The 21,465-nt window shown below is 67.7% G+C and carries 21 protein-coding genes, 1 rRNA gene and 1 riboswitch; of the genes, 12 read left to right on the top strand and 10 right to left on the bottom strand.

Translation table 11 applies throughout. The annotated features are described in order from the left end of the window. From rrf to Q352_RS0116425, 8 genes are all read left to right on the top strand, one after another. Positions 1-103: ribosomal RNA gene (rrf, locus tag Q352_RS0116460) — 5S ribosomal RNA — on the top strand; the annotation flags it as partial. A 120-nt stretch (positions 104-223) separates the two neighbouring features. After that, positions 224-988, top strand: coding sequence for a class I SAM-dependent methyltransferase (locus tag Q352_RS0116455; protein ID WP_028500270.1), 765 nt, complete (start codon positions 224-226; stop codon positions 986-988). Between the two features lie 65 nt (positions 989-1,053). Beyond that, on the top strand, positions 1,054-1,890 hold the full coding sequence (locus tag Q352_RS0116450; protein WP_028500269.1) for a ferritin family protein: 837 nt from the start codon (positions 1,054-1,056) through the stop codon (positions 1,888-1,890). Next, positions 1,887-2,384, top strand: a complete 498-nt coding sequence (rfaE2, locus tag Q352_RS0116445; RefSeq protein WP_028500268.1) for a D-glycero-beta-D-manno-heptose 1-phosphate adenylyltransferase — start codon at positions 1,887-1,889, stop codon at positions 2,382-2,384. The genes Q352_RS0116450 and rfaE2 overlap by 4 nt, the downstream gene beginning before the upstream one ends. Position 2,385: 1 nt before the next feature. After that, positions 2,386-3,324, top strand: coding sequence for a biotin--[acetyl-CoA-carboxylase] ligase (locus Q352_RS0116440; RefSeq protein WP_028500267.1), 939 nt, complete (start codon positions 2,386-2,388; stop codon positions 3,322-3,324). After that, on the top strand, positions 3,321-4,043 hold the full coding sequence (locus tag Q352_RS0116435) for a type III pantothenate kinase (RefSeq protein ID WP_028500266.1): 723 nt from the start codon (positions 3,321-3,323) through the stop codon (positions 4,041-4,043). The genes Q352_RS0116440 and Q352_RS0116435 overlap by 4 nt, the downstream gene beginning before the upstream one ends. Then, positions 4,037-4,930 carry an SPOR domain-containing protein gene (locus tag Q352_RS24360; protein WP_028500265.1) on the top strand — a complete coding sequence of 298 codons (894 nt, stop codon included), beginning with the start codon at positions 4,037-4,039 and terminating at the stop codon, positions 4,928-4,930. Before Q352_RS0116435 ends, Q352_RS24360 begins: the two co-directional genes overlap by 7 nt. Positions 4,931-5,061: 131 nt before the next feature. Continuing rightward, positions 5,062-7,014 carry a PhoX family protein gene (locus Q352_RS0116425; protein WP_051529040.1) on the top strand — a complete coding sequence of 651 codons (1,953 nt, stop codon included), beginning with the start codon at positions 5,062-5,064 and terminating at the stop codon, positions 7,012-7,014. A gap of 24 nt (positions 7,015-7,038) precedes the next feature. On the opposite strand, the gene Q352_RS0116420 is transcribed toward Q352_RS0116425, so the two are convergent. Then, positions 7,039-7,761 (bottom strand): hypothetical protein, encoded by a 723-nt coding sequence (locus tag Q352_RS0116420; protein ID WP_156952580.1) that lies wholly within the window; start codon positions 7,759-7,761, stop codon positions 7,039-7,041. Between the two features lie 380 nt (positions 7,762-8,141). Between Q352_RS0116420 and Q352_RS0116415 the strand changes: the two genes are divergently transcribed. Next, positions 8,142-9,335 (top strand): amino acid aminotransferase, encoded by a 1,194-nt coding sequence (locus Q352_RS0116415; protein WP_028500262.1) that lies wholly within the window; start codon positions 8,142-8,144, stop codon positions 9,333-9,335. Positions 9,336-9,395: 60 nt separating this feature from the next. On the opposite strand, the gene Q352_RS0116410 is transcribed toward Q352_RS0116415, so the two are convergent. Together Q352_RS0116410 and Q352_RS21665 are read right to left on the bottom strand one after the other, a co-directional pair. Further along, a complete protein-coding gene (locus Q352_RS0116410; protein ID WP_036386769.1) occupies positions 9,396-9,968 on the bottom strand; it encodes a putative antibiotic biosynthesis monooxygenase in 573 nt (190 codons plus the stop codon). 118 nt (positions 9,969-10,086) lie between these two features. Continuing rightward, on the bottom strand, positions 10,087-11,286 hold the full coding sequence (locus Q352_RS21665; RefSeq protein WP_036386765.1) for an MFS transporter: 1,200 nt from the start codon (positions 11,284-11,286) through the stop codon (positions 10,087-10,089). Between the two features lie 104 nt (positions 11,287-11,390). On the opposite strand from Q352_RS21665, the gene Q352_RS0116400 reads away from it, so the two are divergent. Together Q352_RS0116400 and ribB are read left to right on the top strand one after the other, a co-directional pair. Beyond that, complete coding sequence (locus tag Q352_RS0116400; RefSeq protein WP_028500260.1) at positions 11,391-12,278, top strand: LysR family transcriptional regulator; 888 nt, start codon at positions 11,391-11,393, stop codon at positions 12,276-12,278. Positions 12,279-12,349: 71 nt separating this feature from the next. Further along, positions 12,350-12,513: riboswitch (FMN riboswitch) on the top strand. A 158-nt stretch (positions 12,514-12,671) separates the two neighbouring features. Continuing rightward, positions 12,672-13,334, top strand: a complete 663-nt coding sequence (ribB, locus tag Q352_RS0116395) for a 3,4-dihydroxy-2-butanone-4-phosphate synthase (RefSeq protein ID WP_028500259.1) — start codon at positions 12,672-12,674, stop codon at positions 13,332-13,334. 31 nt (positions 13,335-13,365) lie between these two features. Here the strand turns inward: ribB and Q352_RS0116390 are convergent, their stop codons facing one another. Further along, positions 13,366-13,929 (bottom strand): YIP1 family protein, encoded by a 564-nt coding sequence (locus tag Q352_RS0116390; protein WP_028500258.1) that lies wholly within the window; start codon positions 13,927-13,929, stop codon positions 13,366-13,368. Positions 13,930-14,179: 250 nt separating this feature from the next. Between Q352_RS0116390 and Q352_RS0116385 the strand changes: the two genes are divergently transcribed. Then, positions 14,180-14,758 carry a HupE/UreJ family protein gene (locus tag Q352_RS0116385; RefSeq protein ID WP_028500257.1) on the top strand — a complete coding sequence of 193 codons (579 nt, stop codon included), beginning with the start codon at positions 14,180-14,182 and terminating at the stop codon, positions 14,756-14,758. A gap of 30 nt (positions 14,759-14,788) precedes the next feature. Here the strand turns inward: Q352_RS0116385 and Q352_RS0116380 are convergent, their stop codons facing one another. The 6 genes from Q352_RS0116380 to Q352_RS0116355 are packed head-to-tail and all read right to left on the bottom strand — an operon-like array spanning position 14,789 to position 21,460. Further along, complete coding sequence (locus Q352_RS0116380; RefSeq protein ID WP_051529039.1) at positions 14,789-15,808, bottom strand: diguanylate cyclase; 1,020 nt, start codon at positions 15,806-15,808, stop codon at positions 14,789-14,791. Then, positions 15,805-16,860 (bottom strand): chemotaxis-specific protein-glutamate methyltransferase CheB, encoded by a 1,056-nt coding sequence (cheB, locus tag Q352_RS21660; protein ID WP_276325001.1) that lies wholly within the window; start codon positions 16,858-16,860, stop codon positions 15,805-15,807. The genes Q352_RS0116380 and cheB overlap by 4 nt, the downstream gene beginning before the upstream one ends. Continuing rightward, positions 16,857-19,097, bottom strand: coding sequence for a hybrid sensor histidine kinase/response regulator (locus tag Q352_RS0116370; protein ID WP_036386762.1), 2,241 nt, complete (start codon positions 19,095-19,097; stop codon positions 16,857-16,859). The genes cheB and Q352_RS0116370 overlap by 4 nt, the downstream gene beginning before the upstream one ends. Next, the gene (locus tag Q352_RS0116365) at positions 19,097-19,771 is read right to left on the bottom strand and encodes a chemotaxis protein CheW (protein ID WP_028500254.1); all 675 of its coding nucleotides are present in this window, start codon (positions 19,769-19,771) and stop codon (positions 19,097-19,099) included. The genes Q352_RS0116370 and Q352_RS0116365 overlap by 1 nt, the downstream gene beginning before the upstream one ends. Further along, entirely contained in the window at positions 19,764-20,999 is a 1,236-nt protein-coding gene (locus Q352_RS0116360; protein ID WP_028500253.1) for a CheR family methyltransferase, read from the bottom strand. Before Q352_RS0116360 ends, Q352_RS0116365 begins: the two co-directional genes overlap by 8 nt. Continuing rightward, positions 20,996-21,460: a chemotaxis protein CheW gene (locus Q352_RS0116355; RefSeq protein ID WP_051529038.1), complete on the bottom strand. Its 465-nt coding sequence runs from the start codon at positions 21,458-21,460 to the stop codon at positions 20,996-20,998. The genes Q352_RS0116360 and Q352_RS0116355 overlap by 4 nt, the downstream gene beginning before the upstream one ends. Between the last annotated feature and the right edge of the window lie 5 nt (positions 21,461-21,465).

Below are 21,465 nucleotides of genomic sequence, written 5' to 3'. Positions count from 1 at the left end.
GCGAGCGGGCACCACCCCTTCCCATCCCGAACAGGACCGTGAAACTGCTTTGCGCCGATGATAGTGTGGCACTTGCCCATGCGAAAGTAGGTCACTGCCGGACCCCCTGCCGAACCCCTTCGTACCGAGTACGAAGGGGTTTCTTCATTTGTGGCCCCGTTCACGGGACCGACATCGGGGCTATGCTAGTGTCCGGGCGTATGCCTGACAGGAGGCGGTACCGATGAGCTCATCCTTTCCCGATCATTTCTCTGCCGTGGCCGATGCCTATGCCGACTTCCGGCCGCGCTATCCGGATGCCCTGTTCGACTGGCTGGCGGCGGCGGTCGACTCTCGCCGGCTGGCGCTCGATGTGGCGACCGGCAACGGCCAGGCGGTGGCCGGGCTGGTGGACCGCTTCGAGCGGGTACTGGCCAGTGATGCCAGCGCCGGGCAACTGGCCCGCATGCCGGCGTGGACAAATGTGGAAACGCGCTGCGAACCGGCCGAACAGCTGTCGGCGGCGGACGACTGCGTGGATCTGCTGACCGTGGCCCAGGCCCTGCACTGGTTCGACCATCCGCGCTTCTTTGCCGAAGCCTGGCGCGTGCTGCGGCCTGGCGGGCTGATCGCTGCCTGGTGCTACCAGCAGTTCGCCAGCGACGATGCCGCGCTCGATCTGGTGCTGGAGACTTATTATCACGATGTGGTCGGCGCCTACTGGCCACCGCAGCGGGCCTGGGTCGAACAGGGCTATGCCACGCTGGACTGGCCGTTTGCCGAGCTGCCGGCACCCGCATTCACGCTGGAGGCCGACTGGAGCCGCGCCCAGCTGCTCGGTTACCTGGGCAGCTGGTCTGCCACCCGTCTGGCCGGGGAAGCGACCGGCCGCGATCCGCGCGCAGCGATCGTCCCGGCGCTGGAACGGTTATGGCCGGACGACGAAACGCGCCGCCTGCGCTGGCCGCTGAAGTTGCGGGTCGGGCGAAAGGGAATGAACCTTGTTTGATGTAAGTCAAATAATGTCTCATGTCCGGTAGAATAGAGCGAATACTCGACTATATGGAGTCTCAGATGCTGTACCCCGAGCTGTATGCCCAGTTGGAAAAAGCACGCTGGAACATGGCGACCGACATTCCGTGGGAGGAATTCGACGCCGACAAGCTGACCGACGAGCAGGCGCAGACCGTCCGGATGAATGCCATCACCGAATGGTCGGCGCTGCCGGCGACCGAGATGTTCCTGCGCGACAACAAGGATGACAGCGACTTTTCCGCTTTCATGTCGATCTGGTTCTACGAGGAACAGAAGCACTCGCTGGTGCTGATGGAGTACCTGCGTCGCTTCCGTCCCGAACTGGTGCCGACCGAGGCCGAACTGCATGCGGTGCGCTTCGAGTTCGATCCGGCCCCGAAGCTGGAGACGCTGATGCTGCACTTCTGCGGCGAACTCCGGCTGACCCAGTGGTACCGCTGTGCATCCGAATGGCACTCGGAACCGGTGATCAAGCATATCTACCGCACCCTGTCACATGACGAAGCGCGCCATGGCGGCGCCTATCTGAAATACATGAAGCGGGCGATCGAGCAGCATGGTGACGAAGCCCGTACTGCCTTTGCCAAAATCGGCATGCTGATGGCGGCCTCTGCCCGTGCCGGCAAGCCGCTGCACCCGACCAACCTGCACGTGAACCAGTCGCTGTTCCCGAACGATACGGTGCAGAGCCGGCTGCCGGACCCGGACTGGCTCGAAGACTGGCTGACGCAGAAGATCCGTTTCGGCAGCGAATGGGAGCAGCGCGTGGTCGGTGGTATCCTGCGCAACTTGTCGAGTCTATTCGGCGTCGAGCTGGACACGGTGCAGGCCCTCAATCGCTACCGCAAAACGCTCGGCGCAAGCCCAGCCGCATGAACTATCCATTACCTGATTTCGAGCAGAAAATCTGTCCGCCGGAGGCGCTTGCCGCCCGGCTGGACACCATGCCGAGGCCGCTGGTCTTTACCAACGGCTGTTTCGACATTCTTCACCGCGGCCATGTGACCTACCTGGCCCAGGCGCGTGCGCTTGGGCAGGCACTGATTGTCGCGCTGAATACCGATGCCTCGGTGCGACGGCAGGGCAAGGGCGACGACCGCCCGGTCAATGCACTGGAGAACCGCGCGGCAGTAATGGCCGCGCTGGCCTGCGTCGACCTGGTGACCTGGTTCGACAGCGACACGCCGGCCGATCTGATCGGGCTGGTCCGCCCGGACGTGCTGGTCAAGGGCGGCGACTGGACTCCTGACCGCATTGTCGGCAGCCGCGAGGTGCTTGCCCGTGGCGGACAGGTGCACTCGATACCGTTCCTGCACGCCACTTCCACCACGGCCACCCTCGCCCGCATTCGCGATACGCAGGGACGCTGACATGTTTGCATTGCTGCGCACGCTCGGCGACGGGCAATTCCATTCCGGCGAAGTGCTGGCCACGCAACTGGGTCGCTCGCGTTCGCACGTGTGGCAACTGGTGCAGACCCTGGAACGTGACTACGGGCTGACGCTGCAGCATGTACGCGGCCGTGGCTACCGGCTGACGCCGGCGATCGAATGGTGCGATGCCCGCACCATCTCCGCGCTGGCCGGCGGTGGCTGGAATGTCGAGATTGCCGACGAAATCGATTCGACCAATACCGCCCTGCTGACCCGGGCCGGCAACGGCTGCCCGGGCGGGCTGGCGCTGTTTGCCGAAGTCCAGACTGCCGGCCGCGGCCGCCGCGGCCGTCGCTGGCAGGCGCGGGTCGGCGAGTCGCTGACCTTTTCCGCCCTGTGGCGCTTCGAGGGCGGCATAGGTCGCCTGTCCGGCCTGTCGCTGGCGGTCGGGGTGGCCATCGTGCGGGCACTGGCCCATTTCGGGCTGCCGGTGGCGCTCAAGTGGCCGAACGACGTGCTGATGGACGGGCGAAAGCTGGCCGGCATCCTGATCGAACTGGCCGGCGACAGTCTGGGCCCGACGGCGGTGGTGATCGGCATCGGCATCAATCTGACGCCGCCGGCCGTCGTCGACCAGCCGGTGACCGGCACGCGCAGCATCCGGCCGGAACTTGGCCGCAACGCGATCGCCGGACGGCTGCTGGCCGAACTCGGTGACGTGCTGGACCTGTTCGCCCGCGAAGGCTTCGATGCGCTGCGCGACGAATGGCAGCGGCTGTTCGCCTGGCAGGGACAGGCAATTGCCGTGCATCAGCCGGACGGGAATATCGTGCATGGCATCGCGATCGGTGTCGACGCAACCGGTGCGCTGCGGGTACGCACCGCCAGCGGAGACATTGTGGTGCATGCCGGCGATGTCAGCCTGAGGATGGCATGAGCACGCTGCTGATCGATGCCGGCAATACCCGGGTCAAATGGGCCTGGCTCGGTGCTGACGGACGTCCCGGGCCGGTACACGCCTGCCCGCATGACGATCTGACCCCGCTGGGGCTGGCTGTGGCGCAGACACCGCCGCAACGGGTCGTCGGCGCCAGCGTGGCCTCGCCGGCCGACAACAGCGCCATCGCCGCGCTGGTCGGACTGCCGGTCGAGTGGCTGCAGCCGACGGCGGAGCGGGCCGGCGTGCGCAATGGCTACCGTGATCCGGCCCGGCTGGGCGCGGACCGCTGGGCAGCGCTGATCGGTGCCCACCATGAGCCCGGCGGTGACCTGCTGGTGGTCAGTGCCGGCACCGCGCTGACCCTCGACTGCCTGGACCGCGACGGCATGTTTCGCGGCGGCACCATTGCCCCCGGATTTGCGCTGATGCGGCAGAGCCTGGCGCGGGGAACTGCCCGGCTTGGCTACCCGGAAGGGGACTACGCCGCTTATCCGCAGCAGACCGCCGATGCGATCCTGTCCGGCTGCATTGATGCGCTGGTGGCGCCGGTGGAACGCCGCGCCGCACGCTTTTCCGCCGACCTTGGCCGCCCGGTCCGCATCCTGATTGGCGGGGGGGATGGCATGATGCTGATGTCTCATCTCGCCGTACCGGCGGCGATTGTGGATAATCTGGTTCTTTCCGGACTGGCACTGGTCGCCCAACCGCTATGTTGAAATGGATTTTTGCCTCACTGGTCGTGGCCAACCTGGTCGCGGCGACGGTGATTTCGCTCGAAATGCCGCACGAGGTGTATACCGCCCCGTACGAATTCAATGCCCATCAGGCGAGCCGGCTCGCGCCCAGCGAGGCCGAGGCCGTGCTGGCCAGCGCGAAACCGACGGCCGATGCCGGCCCGGCACCGGCCGATACGGCGAAGACGGGCGAGGCCGCTGCAGCGAAACCGGCGGACACCCCGGCCGGGAAAGCTGCCGACAAACCGGCTGACGCCCCTGTCGCCAGCGGGACTGACAAGCCGGCAGACAAAGCGGCCGAGAAACCGGCCACGGCCGGCAAGGTGGCTGACAAGCCGGTTGAGAAACCTGCGGACAAACCGGCCGCGAAGGCGGAGAAAACCGCCGACAGCAAGCCGGCCGTTCCCCGGGTGTGTCTGGCGCTGGGCACCTTCGGTGAGCAGGATGTGGCATCGGTACGTGCCGCACTCGGCAAGCAGGGCCTGAAGGCGAAGGAAAGCGTCAGTGAGACCGGGGGCCGTCCGACCGGCAAGCACTGGGTGTATCTGCCGCCGGCTGCCGATCGCGCCGCCGCCAATACCCGTTCGCTCGAACTGAAGGGCAAGGGTTTTGACAATTACGTCGTTGCCAACGAACCGAACAAGAACGCGCTGTCGCTCGGGCTGTTCAGCCAGGAAAGCGCGGCCAGGGCCTTTGTCGCCAAGCTGAACGCTGCCGGCATTACCGGTGCCGACATCGAGTCGCGCGGCAAGGGCATCAAGCAGACCCGATTCCTGTTCGACGGGCTGGAACCGGCCGAAGCCGGCGCGGTGCGCAAGATCGCCGGCCAGTGGCCAAAGGCCAGCCTGCAGAAGCGTCGCTGCCAGTAGAACCGCGATTGCGGTTTCGCCCAACGGCCGGTCAATGACCGGCCGTCATCATTTGTTCATCGGTTTTTCACTGTGCAGTCATGTCATGACGATAGCGTGGCGGTCATTTCCATGACCTGAAATCGTGCGCCGTGAGCAAACTGATCAAGACCGACGACAGCATCGTCAATTCCAGCGATAACCGCGCTTTTTCCGACCTGGTCAGCGCGCAACTGTCGCGTCGCAGCCTGCTGAAGGGCGGCGCCGGCGCGGTGGCCGCCGGCCTGTTCTCGCCCTTGTTCGCGCCGCTGGCCGGCCTCGCGGAGGCGGCCACGCCGGCCCCGGTCGCCAGAGCGGTGGCGCTGGCCTTCGAGCCGGTACCGATCGCCGTGCGCGACAGCGTGGTGGTGCCGGACGGTTATACGGCCGAGGTGCTGTACGCCTGGGGCGACCCGACCGGCATCCGGGGCCGGATGCCGGCCTTCAAGCCCGATGCCAGCAATACCGCCGCCGAGCAGGCGGTGCAGGCCGGCATGCACCATGACGGCATGGCGTACTTTACGCTGCCGTTTGGTGCGCAGAGTTCGCGCCGCGGCCTGCTGGCAATCAACCACGAATATATCGACGACGGGCTGCTTCATCCTGACGGCATGAAAGACTGGAGCGAGGCCAAGGTGGCCAAGGCCCAGGCCGCCGTTGGCGTGTCGGTGATCGAAGTCGAGCACGCCGGCGACAACTGGCGGGTGGTACGCCCGTCGTCGTTCGCCCGGCGCATTACCGCGCAGACACCCTGTGACATCGCCGGGCCGGCGCGCGGCCATGCGCTGATGCGGACCGAGGCCGATCCGAAAGGCACGACCGTACTCGGCACGTTCAACAACTGTGCCAATGGTCAGACGCCGTGGGGCACCTATCTGACCTGCGAGGAGAACTGGAGCGATTTCTTCGCCAACAACGGCACCCTGACCGAGGACGACAAGCGCTACGGCATCAAGGCGCAGGATGCCGGCTACCGCTGGAGCGAACGCGACTTCCGCTTCGACCGCCAGGTGACGCCGAACGAGCCGTACCGCTTCGGCTGGGTGGTGGAAATCGATCCGTACGATGCGAAGTCCCGGCCGGTGAAGCGGACCGCGCTCGGCCGGGTCAAGCATGAGGGCGCGACGGTCTCGCTGGCGCCGGACGGCCGGGTGGTGGTGTACATGGGCGACGACCAGCGTTTCGAGTACATCTACAAATTCGTGTCCAGTGGCAAGTACAAGCCGCACGACCGCAAGGCCAACCGCACCCTGCTCGATCAGGGCACGCTGTATGTCGCCCGCTTCGACGATGACAATGGCGGGCGCTGGCTGCCGCTGGTGCACGGCCAGCACGGGCTGACCGCCGACAACGGCTTCCGCGATCAGGCCGAGGTGCTGATCCACACCCGCCGTGCCGCCGACAAGGTCGGAGCGACCAAAATGGACCGTCCGGAGTGGATTGCCGTCCATCCGGAGCGTCCGTGGGAGCTGTACTGCACGCTGACCAACAACAGCGAGCGCGGCACCGATGGCAAGCCGGGCACCGACGCGGCCAATCCGCGTGCGAAGAATATCTTCGGCCACATCATCCGCTGGCAGGAAGCCGGCAATGATCCGACCAGCGACAGCTTCAAGTGGGATCTGTTCGCGCTGGCCGGCAATCCGACGCTGGACGGCGCCAGCAAGGGCACGGTCAATGGCGACGCGTTCGGCAGCCCGGACGGGCTGAAGTTCAGCAGCAACGGCATCCTGTGGATTCAGACCGACGTGTCGACCAGCACGCTGAACCAGAAGGAATACGCGAACATGGGCAACAACCAGATGCTGGCGACCCTGCCGGAGACCGGTCAGGTGCGCCGCTTCCTGACCGGTCCGAACGGCTGCGAAATCACCGGCCTGGCGTTCACGCCGGACAACCGCACCCTGTTCGTCAATATCCAGCACCCGGGTGAAACGTCCAGTGAGCGTTCGGACCCGGCGCAGCCGAAGGCGGTGTCGAGCTGGCCGGACGGCGATGCCGGCGGCCGGCCGCGTTCGGCGACCGTGGTGATCCGCCGCCGCGACGGTGGCGTCATCGGCGTCTGACCGGGTCCGGAGGCCGGGCGCGACCTACTTCTTGTGCTTCTTCTTCGAAGAAGACCGGGTCGCGCTGGCCTTGCTGCTCTTCTTGCCGGCACTGGCATGGGCCTTCCTGCTGCCGGCCTGATGCTTGCGGGCGGAGCCATGTCTGGCGCTGTCGGCGTGTCTGCCGGCCCGGGTGGCGGCCGGCGCGCGGGTCGGGTCCTCGTCGGCGAGCCGGGCCAGGCGGGCCGGTTCATCCGGCAGGCGGGTCGACAGCTTGTCGACCAGACCGGCAAGCTGCGGACCGGCGGCGAGCTGGTTGCCGGCGGCCAGTTGCTGACGCAGCACGTCGTCCCGCGCGTCCTTGGCCTGCTGGTAGCGGGTGGTGGCGTCGGTCACGCTGCCGCTCAGCAAGTCGGGAAACGGCCGGGCGGCCACTTCGCGCGGGGTGCCGCCGAGCTGTTCCTGCAGTGCGCGGACCTGGCGGAGTTCATTGGCCTGGGTCTTGATGGTGTCGCTCAGATAGGCCTTCCAGACTGGTGAGCGGACGCGGGGAAACAGCATGACCGAGGCGTCGATGACGTCCTGGTGGTGCTGGGCGATGACTGCCAGCAGCTCGGCCTGATCGCGAGGCTGGTCGATGCGCGTGTCAGCGGCTGCCGACGGCAGCGGGCGGGCACCGGCAGAAGCGGCCGGTGTGCGGGGAGGCGTCTGGCAGGCGGCAAGGCCGAGGGCCAGTACTGCGGCGGCAAGCCGGAGCATGGGTCGCATGAGGGTCTCTCCTGGAACGTTGGGGCAACGGCGGGGACCGGATCGGGCCGGTGTGCGTCGCTGCGGAAATCCGGATGGCTGGCGAACCGGAAAGAGAACACGGAACGCCGGGCCACACGCTACACGGCGGCGGTGCCGCTGTCAGCCTTTCCACCACTTTTCACGACACAGGCATCCTGCCCGGCAGGCGGGTACCGGTAACGGCATGACGGCGCGATGCGGCAGGCGGGCACGGCCATGGCGGAACGGGCTGATGACTGATGATGGTTTTTTGCGCCGATCGGTGGCAATGTTAGGTTGATCGACGACCGGACGCGGAGCCCTCCGCGAACATCGCCCGGCGCCAAACCCGTTTTCACACCCAGCAGAGCATTCCGACCATGTTCGAACACGTTGACGCCTATCCCGGCGACCCGATCCTGACGCTCGTCGAAAAATTCCACCAGGACCCGAGACCGACCAAGGTCAATCTGGGCATCGGCCTGTACTACGACGAAGAGGGCCGCATTCCGTTGCTGCCATCGGTCAGGAAGGCCGAAGCGGCCCATGCCGGCGAGACCGGCCCGCGCCCGTACCTGCCGATGGAAGGGCTGGCCGAGTACCGCACCGCCGTCCAGGGCCTGCTGTTCGGCAGCGACAGCGCGGTGCTGCGCGACGGCCGGGTCGCCACCATCCAGACCATCGGTGCGTCCGGCGCGCTGAAGATCGGCGCTGATTTCCTCAAGCGCTACTTCCCCGACAGCGGCGTCTGGGTCAGTGACCCGACCTGGGACAATCACCGCGCCATCTTCGAAGGTGCCGGCATGGTGGTGAACACCTATCCGTACTACGACGCGGCTACCGGCGGCGTGCGTTTCGATGCCATGCTGGCCGCGCTGGAAGCCCTGCCGGCGCGCAGCATCGTGCTGCTGCATCCGTGCTGCCACAACCCGACCGGCGTCGACCTGTCGCGCGAGCAATGGACGCGCCTGATTCCGGTACTGCGCGACCGTGAGCTGGTGCCGTTCCTCGACATCGCCTATCAGGGCTTCGGCGACGGGCTGGAGCAGGATGCGTTCGCCATTCGCGCACTGGCCGAGGCTGGTGTCAGCTACTTTGTAAGCAATTCGTTCTCGAAGAACCTGTCCTACTACGGCGAACGCTGTGGCGGGCTGTCCGTGGTCTGCCGTGACCGTGACGAAGCCGCCGTGGTGCTCGGCCAGCTGAAATTCACCGTGCGTCGCAACTACTCCAGTCCGAACACCCACGGCGCCAAGGTCGCGGCGCGGGTGATGCTTGACCCGGGACTGCGGGCGGAATGGGAAGGTGAAGTGGTCGGGATGCGGGAACGCATCAAGGCCATGCGCCAGTCGCTGTTCGATGTGCTGACGGCCAGGGTGCCGGGCCGTGATTTCAGCTATTTCCTGTCGCAACGCGGGATGTTCAGCTACACCGGGCTGACCCCGGCCCAGGTCGATCGCCTGCGTGAAGAGTTTGGCGTCTATCTGGTTCGCTCCGGCCGCATTTGCGTGGCCGGGCTGAACTCGCGCAATGTCGACTACGTCGCGTCGGCCATGGCGGCCGTACTGGCCTGATCCGCCTCGCCCGATTGAAAACGCCGCTTCCGGCCGGGATGCGGCGTTTTCGTTTGCGGGTCAGGAGGCCGGGGGCAGCGTTTGCGGCATGATACGGGGCCGCTGGGTGTCCGGGTGCAGCCAGCGATGCAGTAATCGGGTGCCGAACGGGATAAAGACGAACACCATGACCGGTGTCAGCATCAGTGTACTGGCCAGCACGCGCAGCACGACCGGCAGCGAGGCCAGCGAGGCGCCGAACAGCAGCGTGAATGCCAGCGAGACCGGGAAAAACACCAGCCAGATGGTGACCGCCTGCTTCCAGCGAGGCGGCGGCGCGACCGCGAAGCCATGATCGAGCCCGCGCGCCTCATGGACCTGGCTGGCGTGCACCAGTCCGGTGCCTTGGCGCAACCAGTCGCGTCGTTCGGGGGAGTCGGCCCAGCGCGCCAGACTGGCATCGTCGCTGAAGCGGAATATGATCTGATGGTTGTCGTCGCCGGGGGCCGGGGCGAGGGTACCGGAACCGAGATAGCCGGCAAACTGTGTCGCCAGTTGCTGGCCGCGCTGCATCCAGGCAACGAAGTCGTCATGGCGTTCCGGTGCAATCCGGCGAGTCACCAGCAGGGTGACGGGGGAAGAGGGGGCTGGCATGGGGGATCTCCTTGGCATCGGTCTGCGCCTGCCCGGGGTGGTGGGGGGCGCATCCGGCCGGCCCCCGTTCGGGGCCGGCACAGGCAGGAAGATAGCAAGGAACATGCCGGGCCGGGCATCAGGCCGCGTGGCGGTCGATCACTTTCCGTTCGGTGCTGAACCACCAGATGACCAGCCCGGTCAGGGTCAGGACGGCACCGGCGATCATGACACCGGTCCAGTCGGCGACCATGTAGATGGCGGTCGAGGTGACCGAGCCCAGTGCGCCGCCGATGAAATAGCAGGTCATGTAGGCGGCGGTCAGACGGCTGCGCGCCTCCGGCCGGGTGCGGTAGATCACGCTCTGGTTGGTCACGTGCACGGCCTGGACCGCCAGATCGAGCAGCAGCACGCCGATGACGAACGCGACGATCGAGCTCTTGGCCAGCGCGATCGGCAGCCATGACAGCAGCAGGCAGCACAGACCGAAGGTGGTGGCGCGGCCGGCATACCCGGCGTCGGCCAGCCGCCCGGCACGGGATGCCGCCAGCGCCCCGGCGGCCCCGGCCAGACCGAACAGGCCGATGGTGGCATCGGAGTAGTGGAACGGGGCGCGGGCGAGCAGGAAGGCCATCGGCGTCCACAGCAGACTGAAGGCGCCGAACACGATGGCGCCGAGCAGGGCGCGCAGTCGCAGTACCGGCTCCTCGACAAACAGCAGGAACACCGAAGCCAGCAGGCGCGGGTAGCTGAGCCGGGTGTCCGGCCTGTGCGCCGGCAGGGTGCGCCACAGGGCGAAGGCCATCAGGCTCATCAGGATGGCGGCGACCCAGTAGACGGTCTGCCAGCCGCCCAGCGCGGCCAGGGCGCCGGCCAGCGTCCGTGCAAGCAGGATGCCGAGCAGCAGGCCGCTCATGATGGTGCCGACCACCCGTCCGCGCTCGGATGGCGCGGCCAGTGAGGCGGCATACGGCACCAGCACCTGGGCGACTACCGAGAACAGCCCGGTCAGCGCCGTGCCGAGCAGGATGAGCCAGAACTGGCGGCCGAAGGCGGTCAGCAGCAGGCCGGCGGCGACCAGCAGCGACATGCCGACGATCAGCCGCCGCCGTTCGAGGATGTCGCCGAGCGGCACCAGCAGCATCAGTCCGAGCGAATAGCCGAGCTGGGCGGTGGTGACCAGGAAACCGGCGCTGGCGATGCTGAGGTCAAAATAGCGGGCGATGGTGTGCAGCAGCGGCTGGGCGTAGTAGTTGCTGGCGACGGTCAGGCCGGTGGCGACGGCCATCAGTGCCACCATCGACGGCGGCAGGCGGGAGGAGGAAGCGGGGGTCGGCATCGGGATTCTGTCGTGCTGAGGAAGTACCCTATTGTTGACGCCCGGCATCGCATGACGCCAATGAATTGTTCTCATTGCATCAATCTGATTTTAAGATGAATGCCATGGACCTGAAACAACTCGCCTGTGCCGTGGCCGTCGCGGAAGAGCGCAACTTCACCCGCGCCGCCGCACGTTGCCATATCGTGCAATCCGCACTGAGCCACCAGATCGCCCGGCTGGAGGCGGAACTGGGGGTGGTGCTGTTCGAGCGTACCTCGCGCCGCGTCAGCCTGAGCGCGGCCGGCGAGGCGTTCCTGCCGGTGGCGCGGCAGGTGCTGGATGGCGTTCGCCAGGTACGCGAAGTGGTGGCGGCTGCGAGCGGCGAAGTGCGTGGCACGCTGACGGTCGGCTCGCTCTCTGCGCTGGCGAATGTCGATCCGGTTGAATGGCTGGCGCGTTTCCACCAGCGCCATCCTGGCGTCGCGGCACGGCTGTATACCGGCAGCAGCGGGGATCTGCTCGACCATGTTCGCGATGGCAGCTGCGATGTGGCCTTTGTCGGCGTCAGCGTCGATGCCGGACTGGGGCGTGTCAGCAGCCTGTCCCTGTGCCGGGAGCAGCTGGTCGCCCTGCTGCCGCCGGGACATCGGCTGGGCGACGAGCCCGGTCTGTCGCTGCGGCACCTGTCCGCCGAACCGCAGGTCGACTATGCCGGCGGCTCGGCGGCGCGATGCCAGACCGACGAGGCTTTTTTGCGCAGCGGCGTCGAGCGGCGGGTCAGCTTCGAGGTCGGCAGCCTGGACTGGATTACCCGCATCGTGCGTCGCGGGCTGGCGATTGCACTGGTGCCGGAAGCGTGTGCCGCGCAGCTTGACGGCGTGATCAGCCGGCCGATTGTCGACGCGCCGTGTCGCGCCGTGCACATGGTCTGGAGCCGGAGCCCGAGCCCGGCGGCACAGGCTTTTGTCGCCCTGTTCCGCGACGGCTTTGTGCCGGCGCCGCAAAATTGAGTGCCAACCCTTGACCCACAGGGCTAGAATCGACGCGTCCGGAGGCACCGCCATGTTGCGTCCGGACACGATTGCGTCTTCAGGGCGGGGTGAAATTCCCCACCGGCGGTAAGCCGCGCGTTTCCTCTGTCGGAAACCGCGCGACAAGCCCGCGAGCGCCCGCACCCGTGCGGGGTCAGCAGATCTGGTGAAATGCCAGAGCCGACGGTCAGAGTCCGGATGAAAGAAGATGAGTCATGCACGGATGCGCAGCCTGCGCGGTCCGGATCGACGGCACCTGCCTGCTGCAGGCGGGTGGCCTGCGTCCGGCCGGCCCGGTCGCGCCGATGGCGCATGGCTGTTCACCAGCCCTGGAACGTTTTTCGCCCCAAATCATTGCGAGGAGCGTTTCACATGTCATTGCTTGAAGAAATTGCGGTTCCCGTCCTGGGCGCCCTGCCTTTTGCCCGACGTCTCGAACAGGCCATCGCCGACCAGCAGCGCGGTCGCCCGGTCCTGCTGATGGATGATTTCGATCGCGAGAACGAGGCCGACCTGATCATCCCGGCGGAAACGCTGACTGTGCCGGTCATGGCGCAGATGATTCGCGACGGCAGCGGCATCGTCTGCCTGTGCCTGACCGACGACACGCTGGATCGCCTGCAGCTGCCGCCGATGGTCAGCCGCAACGAAAGCCGTTTCAGCACCGCCTTTACCGTGACCATCGAAGCCCGCGACGGCGTGAGCACCGGCGTCTCCGCGGCTGACCGGGTCACGACCATCCGTGCCGCCACCGCGCCCGACGCCGGTCCGGAACATCTGGCGCGGCCGGGGCATGTGTTTCCGCTACGGGCCGTGCCGGGCGGCGTGCTGGCGCGGCGCGGCCATACCGAGGGATCGGTGGACCTGGCTGTACTGGCCGGCTTCCGACCGGCCGCCGTGCTGTGCGAACTGATGAATCCGGACGGCAGCATGGCGCGCGGCGAGCAGATCGCCCGCTATGCCGACCAGCACCGGCTGACCGTGCTGACCATCGCCGAGCTGGCCGATTACCGCCGTTCGCTGACGGGCAACTGACGGGAGCGTGGCCGGCCCGGCGCACGGCCGTTCAGAAGAACGGCATCGCCAGAAAGGCCACGATCAGGGTCCAGACCAGGGCGCCGACAGCGAATACCGTGTGTGCCAGCGCCTCGGTACGGACCGAGTCGTCATGCTCGAACAGCGCATCCAGGCCATGGAAAATCAGCCCGCCCGACGCCAGCAGGCCAAGCACGGCCGCCACGACGTTGAACAGCGGCGACGGGACCAGCAGCGACAGCGACGACAGCCAGATCGGAATCGGCGCGATGGCGGCCAGCCGGTAGCAATCGGCATAGGCCGGGCGGGGGCGGGTATGCACGGCGATGCGAATGAACTGCGCCATGGCATGGACGCTGAGCCAGCAGGTCAGCAGGAAGGTCAGCGCCACCGCCTGCCAGTAGCTGAACGGGGCCAGGCTGCCATAGCTGTCGGCATGGAACCAGGCGGCATACAGGATCATTGCCGACGCCAGCAGTGACAGCGGCAGCACAATCAGCACAAAGCTGCGGAATGACGACGGGTGGGTGCGCGACAGCGCATCCCATCCCGCGCGGGAAGACCACAGCATGCGGACGGACATCAGGGGGTTCATGGTCATGCTCCGGCAAAAGGGTTAGGCAGCCAGGGTACGGCTGCCATTTAAATATATCGCAGAACGATATAATTACCAGTGCCATTCGCGAGAAAGTGCCAGCGGAATTGTCCGCGGCAGCGATTTATGTCATAGATGCAGCCCCCGACCGTTCCATTTCGCCTGCCCGGCAGGCCGGCATGGATTGCGGCACATCATTCATCGATCAAGGACAAAAGCATGCAGAAGCCAGGCCATGAGGGCACCGCCCATGCGTAAATTTCCCCTTTTCGCGACCGTTGCCCTGTTGCTGCTGAGCACCGCCGCCCAGGCGCACCCGGGGCATGGCGCCAGCGGGCTGGAAAGCGGTTTCCTGCACCCGTTCTCGGGGCTGGACCATCTGCTGACCATGCTGGCGGTCGGCCTGTGGTCATGGCAGATGGGCGGCCCGGCCCGCTGGCAGGGCCCGCTGACCTTCATGCTGATGCTGGCCGTGGGCGGCGCGCTGGGCTGGTCCGGCGTGTCCGTTCCGGGGCTGGAAAGCGGCATTGCCGCCTCGGTCGTGGCGACCGGCCTGCTGGTGGCTTTCGCCCTGCGTCCGCACCGCAGCGTGGCGCTGGGCCTGATTGGCGCCTTCGCCGTGCTGCACGGTATGGCACACGGGCTGGAAATGCCGGCTGATGCTTCCGGCATCGCCTTCGCGGCCGGCTTTGTGGTCGCCTCCGGTCTGCTGCACGGTGCGGGGCTGCTGATCGGCGCCGGTCAGCAACGGGTCGGTCTGCATACCCAGCTGGCCCGTGCGGCCGGCGTGGCGATTGCGCTGACCGGCGTCGGCCTGCTGGCCGGCTGAGGGCGGGGGGCAGCGTCCTGCCCCTTCCGCCTATTCGCCCATGCCGACTACCCGGTTCCGGCCCTCGTGCTTGGCCTGATACAGCGCCTGATCGCCGAGTTCGACCACCAGATCGACCGGCTGGTCGCGCTGCGGCACCAGTGTGGCGACGCCGATGCTGAGCGTCAGGCTGCCGGTGGTCGGTGACGCGCAGTGCGGGATGGCCATGCGCTCGACATCGAGGCGGATTTTCTCGGCGATCAGCCGCGCGCCGCCCGGCGAGGTTGCCGGCAGCACCAGGGCGAATTCCTCGCCGCCGAAGCGGGCCGCCAGATCGGTGGCGCGCGTGGCGCCGGCGCGAATGGTGGCGGCGACCTGGCGCAGCGCTTCATCGCCGGCCAGGTGACCGTAGGTGTCGTTGTACTGCTTGAACGCGTCGATATCCATCATCAGCAGCGAGAACGGCTGCTGGTCGCGGGTGGCGCGCTGCCATTCGGTATACAGGTATTCATCCAGATAACGACGGTTGGCCAGCCCGGTCAGGCCGTCGGAATGGGTCATCTGCTGCAGTTCCAGATTCACTTCCAGCAGCTTCTGCTGGCTTTCGCGCAGCGCGCGATAGGCCTCGTCGCGCTGCAGCCGGTGCAGGTAGGAACGCGAGTGATAGCGGATGCGCGCAATCAGTTCGATGCTGTCCGGCAGCTTGACCAGATAGTCGTTGGCTCCCAGCGAGAATGCGGCGCTCTTCACTTTCGGGTCGTCGCGCGACGACAGCACGATGATCGGCACATCGCGCGTCTGCGTCAGGCTGCGGAACTGTTGCAGCAGCATCAGCCCGTCCACGTCCGGCATGACCAGATCCTGCAGGATCACGGTCGGCTGGGTCAGCCGGGCGGCCTGCAGCGCCTGCTCGGCGTTCGAGCAATAGTGGAAGTCGATGTTCGGGATGTTGACCAGCATGCGCCGGATGGCTTCGCCCACCATCGCCTGATCGTCTATCAGCAGCACCATGATCGGGTCGTTGTCCTGGGCCTGTGGCGGGGTATCCAGGGGGTACAGCAGGTCAGTCATTTACTCACATCCTCGAGGGTGGGGCCGCGGCCCCGGGGTGCGCAGGCGGCACGCAGCGCCGGCGCGATCTGGTGAACCGGCAGCACGCTGGCTGCCGCGCCAAGTGCCGCCGCCGCCTTCGGCATGCCATAGACCGCGCAGGTGGCGCGGTCCTGGGCAATGGTCGGGAAGCCCCGGTCGAGCAGTGCCTTGAGTCCGGCCGCGCCGTCGTTGCCCATGCCCGACAGCAAGACGCCGATGGCGCCACGCCGCCAATGTTGCGCCACGCTGTGGAAAAAGACATCCACCGATGGCTGATAGGCGGTAGTGCCCGGCGTGCGCGCATAGTGCAGCAGGCCGTCGGCGCCGAGCGTCAGGTTGGCGCGGCCATCGGCGATCCATGCCCGGCCCGGCAGCAGGGCAGCGCCTTCTCCGGCCAGCCGGACTTCCAGCGGTGATTGTTCGTCGAGCCAGTACGCCATGCCGGCGGAGAATGCCGCGTCGATATGCTGGATGATCACCACGGCGGCGGGAAAGTCGGCCGGCAGCGCACGCAGCACCTCGGCCACTGCCGCCGGCCCGCCGGCGGAGGCGCCGATCGCCACCAGCGCCGACTGGCAGCCGCCTCCGGCCCGTGCCGTACCGGCAACCGGGGCCGGCGCCGGGGCGATCGGCATCACCAGCCGTCGCGACAGCAGCTCGATCTTGTCCAGCAACGGTGCGGCCAGGCGCGGCAGATCCCCGCCGGCCAGCGTGGGCGTGGCGATCACGTCCAGCGCGCCGCCGCCGAGCGCTTCGTAGACCCGGCCGGCATTTTCGCCAATGTCGGCGGTCACGATCAGGATCGGGCACGGCGTGCGCGCCATGATGCGGCGGGTGGCCTCGACACCGTCGAGACCGGGCATGACCAGATCCATCAGGATCAGGTTCGGTGTCTGCCAGGCACACATGGCGACCGCTTCTTCACCATTGCCCGCCACCCAGCAGACGCGCCACGCCGGCCGCAGCAGGATCGCACGCCGCAGCGCTTCCACTGCGAGCGGCATGTCGTTGACGATGCCGATATTCATCATTGTGCCGCTCCGATCAGGTCGCGCACCGCGTCGAGCAGGGTATTGTCATGGAAGCTGCCCTTGGCCAGATAGTAGTCGGCGCCGGCGTCGAGTCCGCGCATGCGGTCCTCTTCCCGATCCTTGTAAGACAGGATCATGACCGGCAGCGATTTCAGCGCCGCGCTCTGGCGAACCAGACCGACCAGTTCGATGCCGTCCATGCGCGGCATGTCGATATCGGTGATCAGCAGGTCGAACGGCTCGGTGCGGATGGCGTTCCAGCCGTCCATGCCATCGACCGCGATCGCGACCTCGTAGCCGTTGCCGGTCAGCAGCTTGCGCTGCAGTTCGCGCACGGTCAGCGAATCGTCGACCACCAGTACGCGCTTGCGCCGCGCCTGCGCCGCACTGGCCTGGCCGGGGCGGATCGCGTCGAGCTGGCCGGCAGCCACGCGTTTTTCGATCGAGCGCAGCAGGTCCTTGACGTCGACCACCAGCACCGGCGAGCCGTCATCCATCAGCGCGCCGGCGGCGATGTCCGGGATCTTGCCGAGCCGGGCGTCGAGCGGGTGTACCACCAGCATGCCTTCGGACAGAAAGCGGTCGACCACCAGCCCGTACTGCTGTGGTGGTTCGCCGATGACCACTACCGCCACCTCGTCGGACGACGATTCCACTGCCGGCAGCTGCAGGATCTGGGCGGCGTCGGCCAGACCGATGCGGACACCGTCCAGATTCAGGCAGGGCTGCCCCTCCAGCTGCTCGATCTGGGTCCGTGGCCACGACAGCGTGCGTTCGACGTGGGCCAGCGGGAATGCGTATGGCTCGCCGCCGATATCGACCAGCAGGCTGCGCACGGTCGACAGCGTCAGCGGCAGCTGCAGGGTGAAGCGGGTACCCTTGCCCTGTTCGCTGGTGATGCGCAAGGTGCCGCGCACCGACTTGACCATGGTATGGACCACATCCAGGCCGACGCCGCGGCCGGAAATGTCGGTTACCACATCGCGCATGCTGAAGCCGGGCAGCAGCAGAAAGTCGAGCAGTTCGGTCGTGCTCAGCAGTTCGATGGTGGCGGCGCTGGCCAGACCCCGGCGGAGGATCTGGGCGCGCAGGGCATCGAGGTCGATGCCGGCGCCGTCGTCGCTGAGCTGGATCAGCAGCACGCCGGCACTGTGGCGGGCTTCCAGCGTCAGCGTGCCTTCCGCCGGCTTGCCGGCCTGCAACCGCACGGCCGGGGCTTCGATGCCATGGTCGAGCGCATTGCGCAGCAGGTGGCCGAGCGGCGCGTCGAGCTGGCTGAGGATGTTGCGGTCGACCCGGGTCTGCTGGCCGAGCAGCTGCAGCCGCACCTGCTTGCCGAGCGAGCGGCCGAGGTCGCGAACCAGGCGGGGATAGGCGCTGACCCCGTCAGCGAACGGGCGCATGCGGCAGGCGAGCGCTTCGTCATACAGGCTGCGGGCCAGATTGCCGGAGTGGCGGTCGAACCGGTCGAGCTCGCCAAGCCGTTCCGACAGCAGGCGCTGGCATTCGGCCAGCAGTGCGCGCGCGTCGGTCAGCGCGGTGGCCTGGTGCTCATCGACCTGGCGTCCGGGCACGGTGGCGGCTTCGTGCAGCACCTCCAGCGCCTGACCGGCCGCATACTGCAGCCGTTTGACCCGCAGCAGCGCGTCGGCGAACGGCTTGAGGCTGAGCGACGACACCATGGCCTCGCTGGCCAGACCGAGCAGCCGGTCGAGGGTTTCCGCACTGACACGCAGCGAGCGGTCGCCGCCGGTCGTGTCGGCGTCGCTGCCGGGCGGAGCGTCGGCCTCCGGTTCGACGATCGGTGCCGGTGGCGGTTTGCCGGCCGCCGGTGGCGGCGCGGCCTGCCCGGTGGCGGTCAGGGTCGTCAGCGCCTCGAGCATGGCCGCGAGTTCCGGCGCGGCGGGGGCCTGTGGCGCCGGGTCGGCGATATGCGACAGCAGGTCGACGGCGCGCAGCAGCAGGTCGATCTGACCGCTGTCCAGCGCCAGCTGGCCATGCTGTGCGGCGACGAAGGCATCTTCCAGCACATGGGCAATGTCCACCGCCGGCTCGAGACCGACGATGCGCGCCGCACCCTTGATCGAGTGCGCGGCGCGCATGCACGCTTCCAGCGGTCTGGCGGCGGCGGGCTGGCGTTCCAGCTCCAGCAGGCCGTCATTGAGCACCTGGGCCTGGACTTCCAGTTCCTGGCGAAACAGGTCGATAAGCGGCAACTGGCTCAGATCGTCGGCCATCAGGCAAGGTTCCGGTTCAGGGCGGCCATCAGTCGCGCTTCATCGAGCAGACCGACACCGTGGTCGCGCCAGCGGGCGACCCGGGTGGAAAAATGATTGCCATGGCCGGCCACCGTGGCCGGTGGCGGCGTGAGGGTGGCGTCGGCGAAGCGCTCGATGCCATGCACGTCATCGACCGGGAATGCCACTGGCGCCCCCTGGCGCCCGACCACCAGCAGCCGTGGCCGGGCGCGCTGGCCGGTCACGGCTGCCGGTGTGGCCGGCAGGCCGAGCAGGCTGGCCAGGCTGACGCAGACCACCAGGCTGCCGCGGATATTGACCACGCCGAGCGTGCCGCCGGTGAGGCGGTGCGGCAGGGAGTGGATGCGGCTGCTGTCGGCGATCTCGCGCAGCAGCCGGGTCGGCAAGCCCAGCCATTCCTCGCCGAGGCGGAACACCAGGGTCGAATGGCGCGGGCCGCTGTCGTCATCGGCCGGTGCCGGAGTATCCGCCGCCATGACGCTGTCGACGCTGAGCCGGTCGAGAATCTGCCGGGCTGCCAGCGCATGGGTCGGACAGCGGCTGCAATGGATGTAGCGGATCAGCGACGGGCAGGAGCCATCGCCGCGAATGCCGGTCCGGTTCCAGCAGTCGTCGATCTGGTCGATGGCGGCATCAGTAAACGCTTCAGACATCGTGGGTCCCCCTTGCACGGTGCGCCCGTTCCGCCAGCCGGCGGGCGCCGGTCGCATCGCCGCGGCTGTCCAGCAGCGAGGCCAGATGCAGCAGCGCCTGTTCATGGGCGGGGTCCAGGTACAGGGTCTTGCGGTAGCAGGCGTGGGCTTCGTCCGGCCGGCCGCTGGCATCGGCAATCAGCGCGAGCAGGAACAGCAGGTCCGCGCTGGGCCCCTCGCGGTCGATCAGGCGTTCGCAGACGGCCGAGGCCTGGTCGAAGTGACCGCCATCGGCCAGCCGTCGTGCGTGGTCCAGGCTGTCGGCCACGGTCGCCGGCGGGGCGGCCGGCGGCGTCGCAAACGCGATGCGCGGTGGCGTGGCGCGCGGTGCCGGTGTTGCCGGCGGCAGGCGCAGCGACCGCAGGGGGGCGGGGCGGGGCATCCGGCGCGGGGCCGGCTCGTCCGTGGCCGGCGGGTGGAAGGCAAAGGCCAGCGGGATGCCGGCCGGGCGCAGCTGCGCACGCACCAGCAGTCCGCTTTCGGCCGGGCCGACGAACAGCAGGCCATGCGGCGCCAGCCGGGCGCACAGGGTCGAGATCGCCCGTTGCTGGGCATCGCGATCGAAATAGATCAGGACATTGCGACAGAACACGAGGTCGTACGGGGCTTCGCCGGCCAGCAGGGCCGGATCGAACAGATTGCCCTGGCGAAAGCGCACCCGGGCCCGCACCGGGTCGTTCAGCCGCTGGCCGCCGGCGACGGCGGTGAAGTGGCGGGCGCGGAAATCGAGCTGCCGGCCGCGAAACGCATTGCTGCCATAGATGCCGCGCCCGGCGGCGGCGATGGCCTCGGCGCTGATGTCGATGGCGTCGATGGTGAAGCTGTCCGGTGGCATGCCGGCATCGAGCAGCGCCATCGCCAGCGAGTATGGCTCCTCGCCGGTCGAGCAGGGCAGGCTCAGCAGGCGCAGCGGGGAGCCGGCAAACTGCTGCCGTGCCAGTCTGGCGGCGGTGTGGAAGGCTTCGCGGTCGCGGAAGAACCAGGTTTCGCCCACCACTACCGCCTCGATCAGCGCCTGACGCTCGCCCGCGTCGGTCTGCAGCAGCGCCTGGTAGGCGGCAGCATGCGGCGACCGGGTGGCGCGCAGGCGCTCGTCGATGGCACGCTCGACATGCATGATGCCGATCGAGTCGACATCAAGCCCGATCTCCGCGTTCAGAAAGTCGATGAAATAGCGGGAGACGGTCATGCACCAGCCCTGGCGGTCGGAAACAGCAGCGCGCGCACCGGCGGTGGCAGCAGTTCGTCGATGTCGACCCGCTGGATCAGCCCGTGCCGGTCATGGCATACCGGGCCGGGGTAGCGCGTGTCGCCGGTATCCACGCCGGTGGCGACAAAGGCGGCCGGATCGCAGCGCAGGGTGTCGGTGGCCTGCTCCAGCACCAGCCCGAGCAGGCGGCTGTCGCCATTGCCGAGCGGGTAGTGGACCAGGGCGGTGCGCGTGCTCAGCCGCGCGCGCGCCGGCCGGTCGAGCACCAGCCGGCAGAAATCGATGACCGGCACCGCCTGCCCGTCATGCATGAACACGCCGCTGACCCAGGGCGGCGTGGCCGGCAACGCCCGGGTCTGCACGCGCGGCAGCACCACGGCCAGCCGGCTGGCGGGCAGCGCATAGCGCGCATCGTCGAGGTGGAACAGCAGGAACAGCATGCTGT

The sequence above is a fragment of the Microvirgula aerodenitrificans DSM 15089 genome, from assembly GCF_000620105.1.
In the GTDB taxonomy this organism is placed as follows: domain Bacteria; phylum Pseudomonadota; class Gammaproteobacteria; order Burkholderiales; family Aquaspirillaceae; genus Microvirgula; species Microvirgula aerodenitrificans.
The sequence above is the reverse complement of the archived record's forward strand: the minus strand, read 5'-3'. Positions and strand labels throughout refer to the sequence as shown.

Bases quoted from the DNA above. Each gene is read 5' to 3' on its own strand.
- Q352_RS0116455 (WP_028500270.1), top strand. From the start codon at position 224: ATGAGCTCATCCTTTCCCGATCATTTCTCTGCCGTGGCCGATGCCTAT.
- Q352_RS0116450 (WP_028500269.1), top strand. From the start codon at position 1,054: ATGCTGTACCCCGAGCTGTATGCCCAGTTGGAAAAAGCACGCTGGAAC.
- rfaE2 (WP_028500268.1), top strand. From the start codon at position 1,887: ATGAACTATCCATTACCTGATTTCGAGCAGAAAATCTGTCCGCCGGAG.
- Q352_RS0116440 (WP_028500267.1), top strand. From the start codon at position 2,386: ATGTTTGCATTGCTGCGCACGCTCGGCGACGGGCAATTCCATTCCGGC.
- Q352_RS0116435 (WP_028500266.1), top strand. From the start codon at position 3,321: ATGAGCACGCTGCTGATCGATGCCGGCAATACCCGGGTCAAATGGGCC.
- Q352_RS24360 (WP_028500265.1), top strand. From the start codon at position 4,037: ATGTTGAAATGGATTTTTGCCTCACTGGTCGTGGCCAACCTGGTCGCG.
- Q352_RS0116420 (WP_156952580.1), bottom strand. From the start codon at position 7,761: ATGCGACCCATGCTCCGGCTTGCCGCCGCAGTACTGGCCCTCGGCCTT.
- Q352_RS0116415 (WP_028500262.1), top strand. From the start codon at position 8,142: ATGTTCGAACACGTTGACGCCTATCCCGGCGACCCGATCCTGACGCTC.
- Q352_RS0116410 (WP_036386769.1), bottom strand. From the start codon at position 9,968: ATGCCAGCCCCCTCTTCCCCCGTCACCCTGCTGGTGACTCGCCGGATT.
- Q352_RS21665 (WP_036386765.1), bottom strand. From the start codon at position 11,286: ATGCCGACCCCCGCTTCCTCCTCCCGCCTGCCGCCGTCGATGGTGGCA.
- Q352_RS0116400 (WP_028500260.1), top strand. From the start codon at position 11,391: ATGGACCTGAAACAACTCGCCTGTGCCGTGGCCGTCGCGGAAGAGCGC.
- ribB (WP_028500259.1), top strand. From the start codon at position 12,672: ATGTCATTGCTTGAAGAAATTGCGGTTCCCGTCCTGGGCGCCCTGCCT.
- Q352_RS0116390 (WP_028500258.1), bottom strand. From the start codon at position 13,929: ATGAACCCCCTGATGTCCGTCCGCATGCTGTGGTCTTCCCGCGCGGGA.
- Q352_RS0116385 (WP_028500257.1), top strand. From the start codon at position 14,180: ATGCGTAAATTTCCCCTTTTCGCGACCGTTGCCCTGTTGCTGCTGAGC.
- Q352_RS0116380 (WP_051529039.1), bottom strand. From the start codon at position 15,808: ATGACTGACCTGCTGTACCCCCTGGATACCCCGCCACAGGCCCAGGAC.
- cheB (WP_276325001.1), bottom strand. From the start codon at position 16,860: ATGATGAATATCGGCATCGTCAACGACATGCCGCTCGCAGTGGAAGCG.
- Q352_RS0116370 (WP_036386762.1), bottom strand. From the start codon at position 19,097: ATGGCCGACGATCTGAGCCAGTTGCCGCTTATCGACCTGTTTCGCCAG.
- Q352_RS0116365 (WP_028500254.1), bottom strand. From the start codon at position 19,771: ATGTCTGAAGCGTTTACTGATGCCGCCATCGACCAGATCGACGACTGC.
- Q352_RS0116360 (WP_028500253.1), bottom strand. From the start codon at position 20,999: ATGACCGTCTCCCGCTATTTCATCGACTTTCTGAACGCGGAGATCGGG.
- Q352_RS0116355 (WP_051529038.1), bottom strand. From the start codon at position 21,460: ATGCTGTTCCTGCTGTTCCACCTCGACGATGCGCGCTATGCGCTGCCC.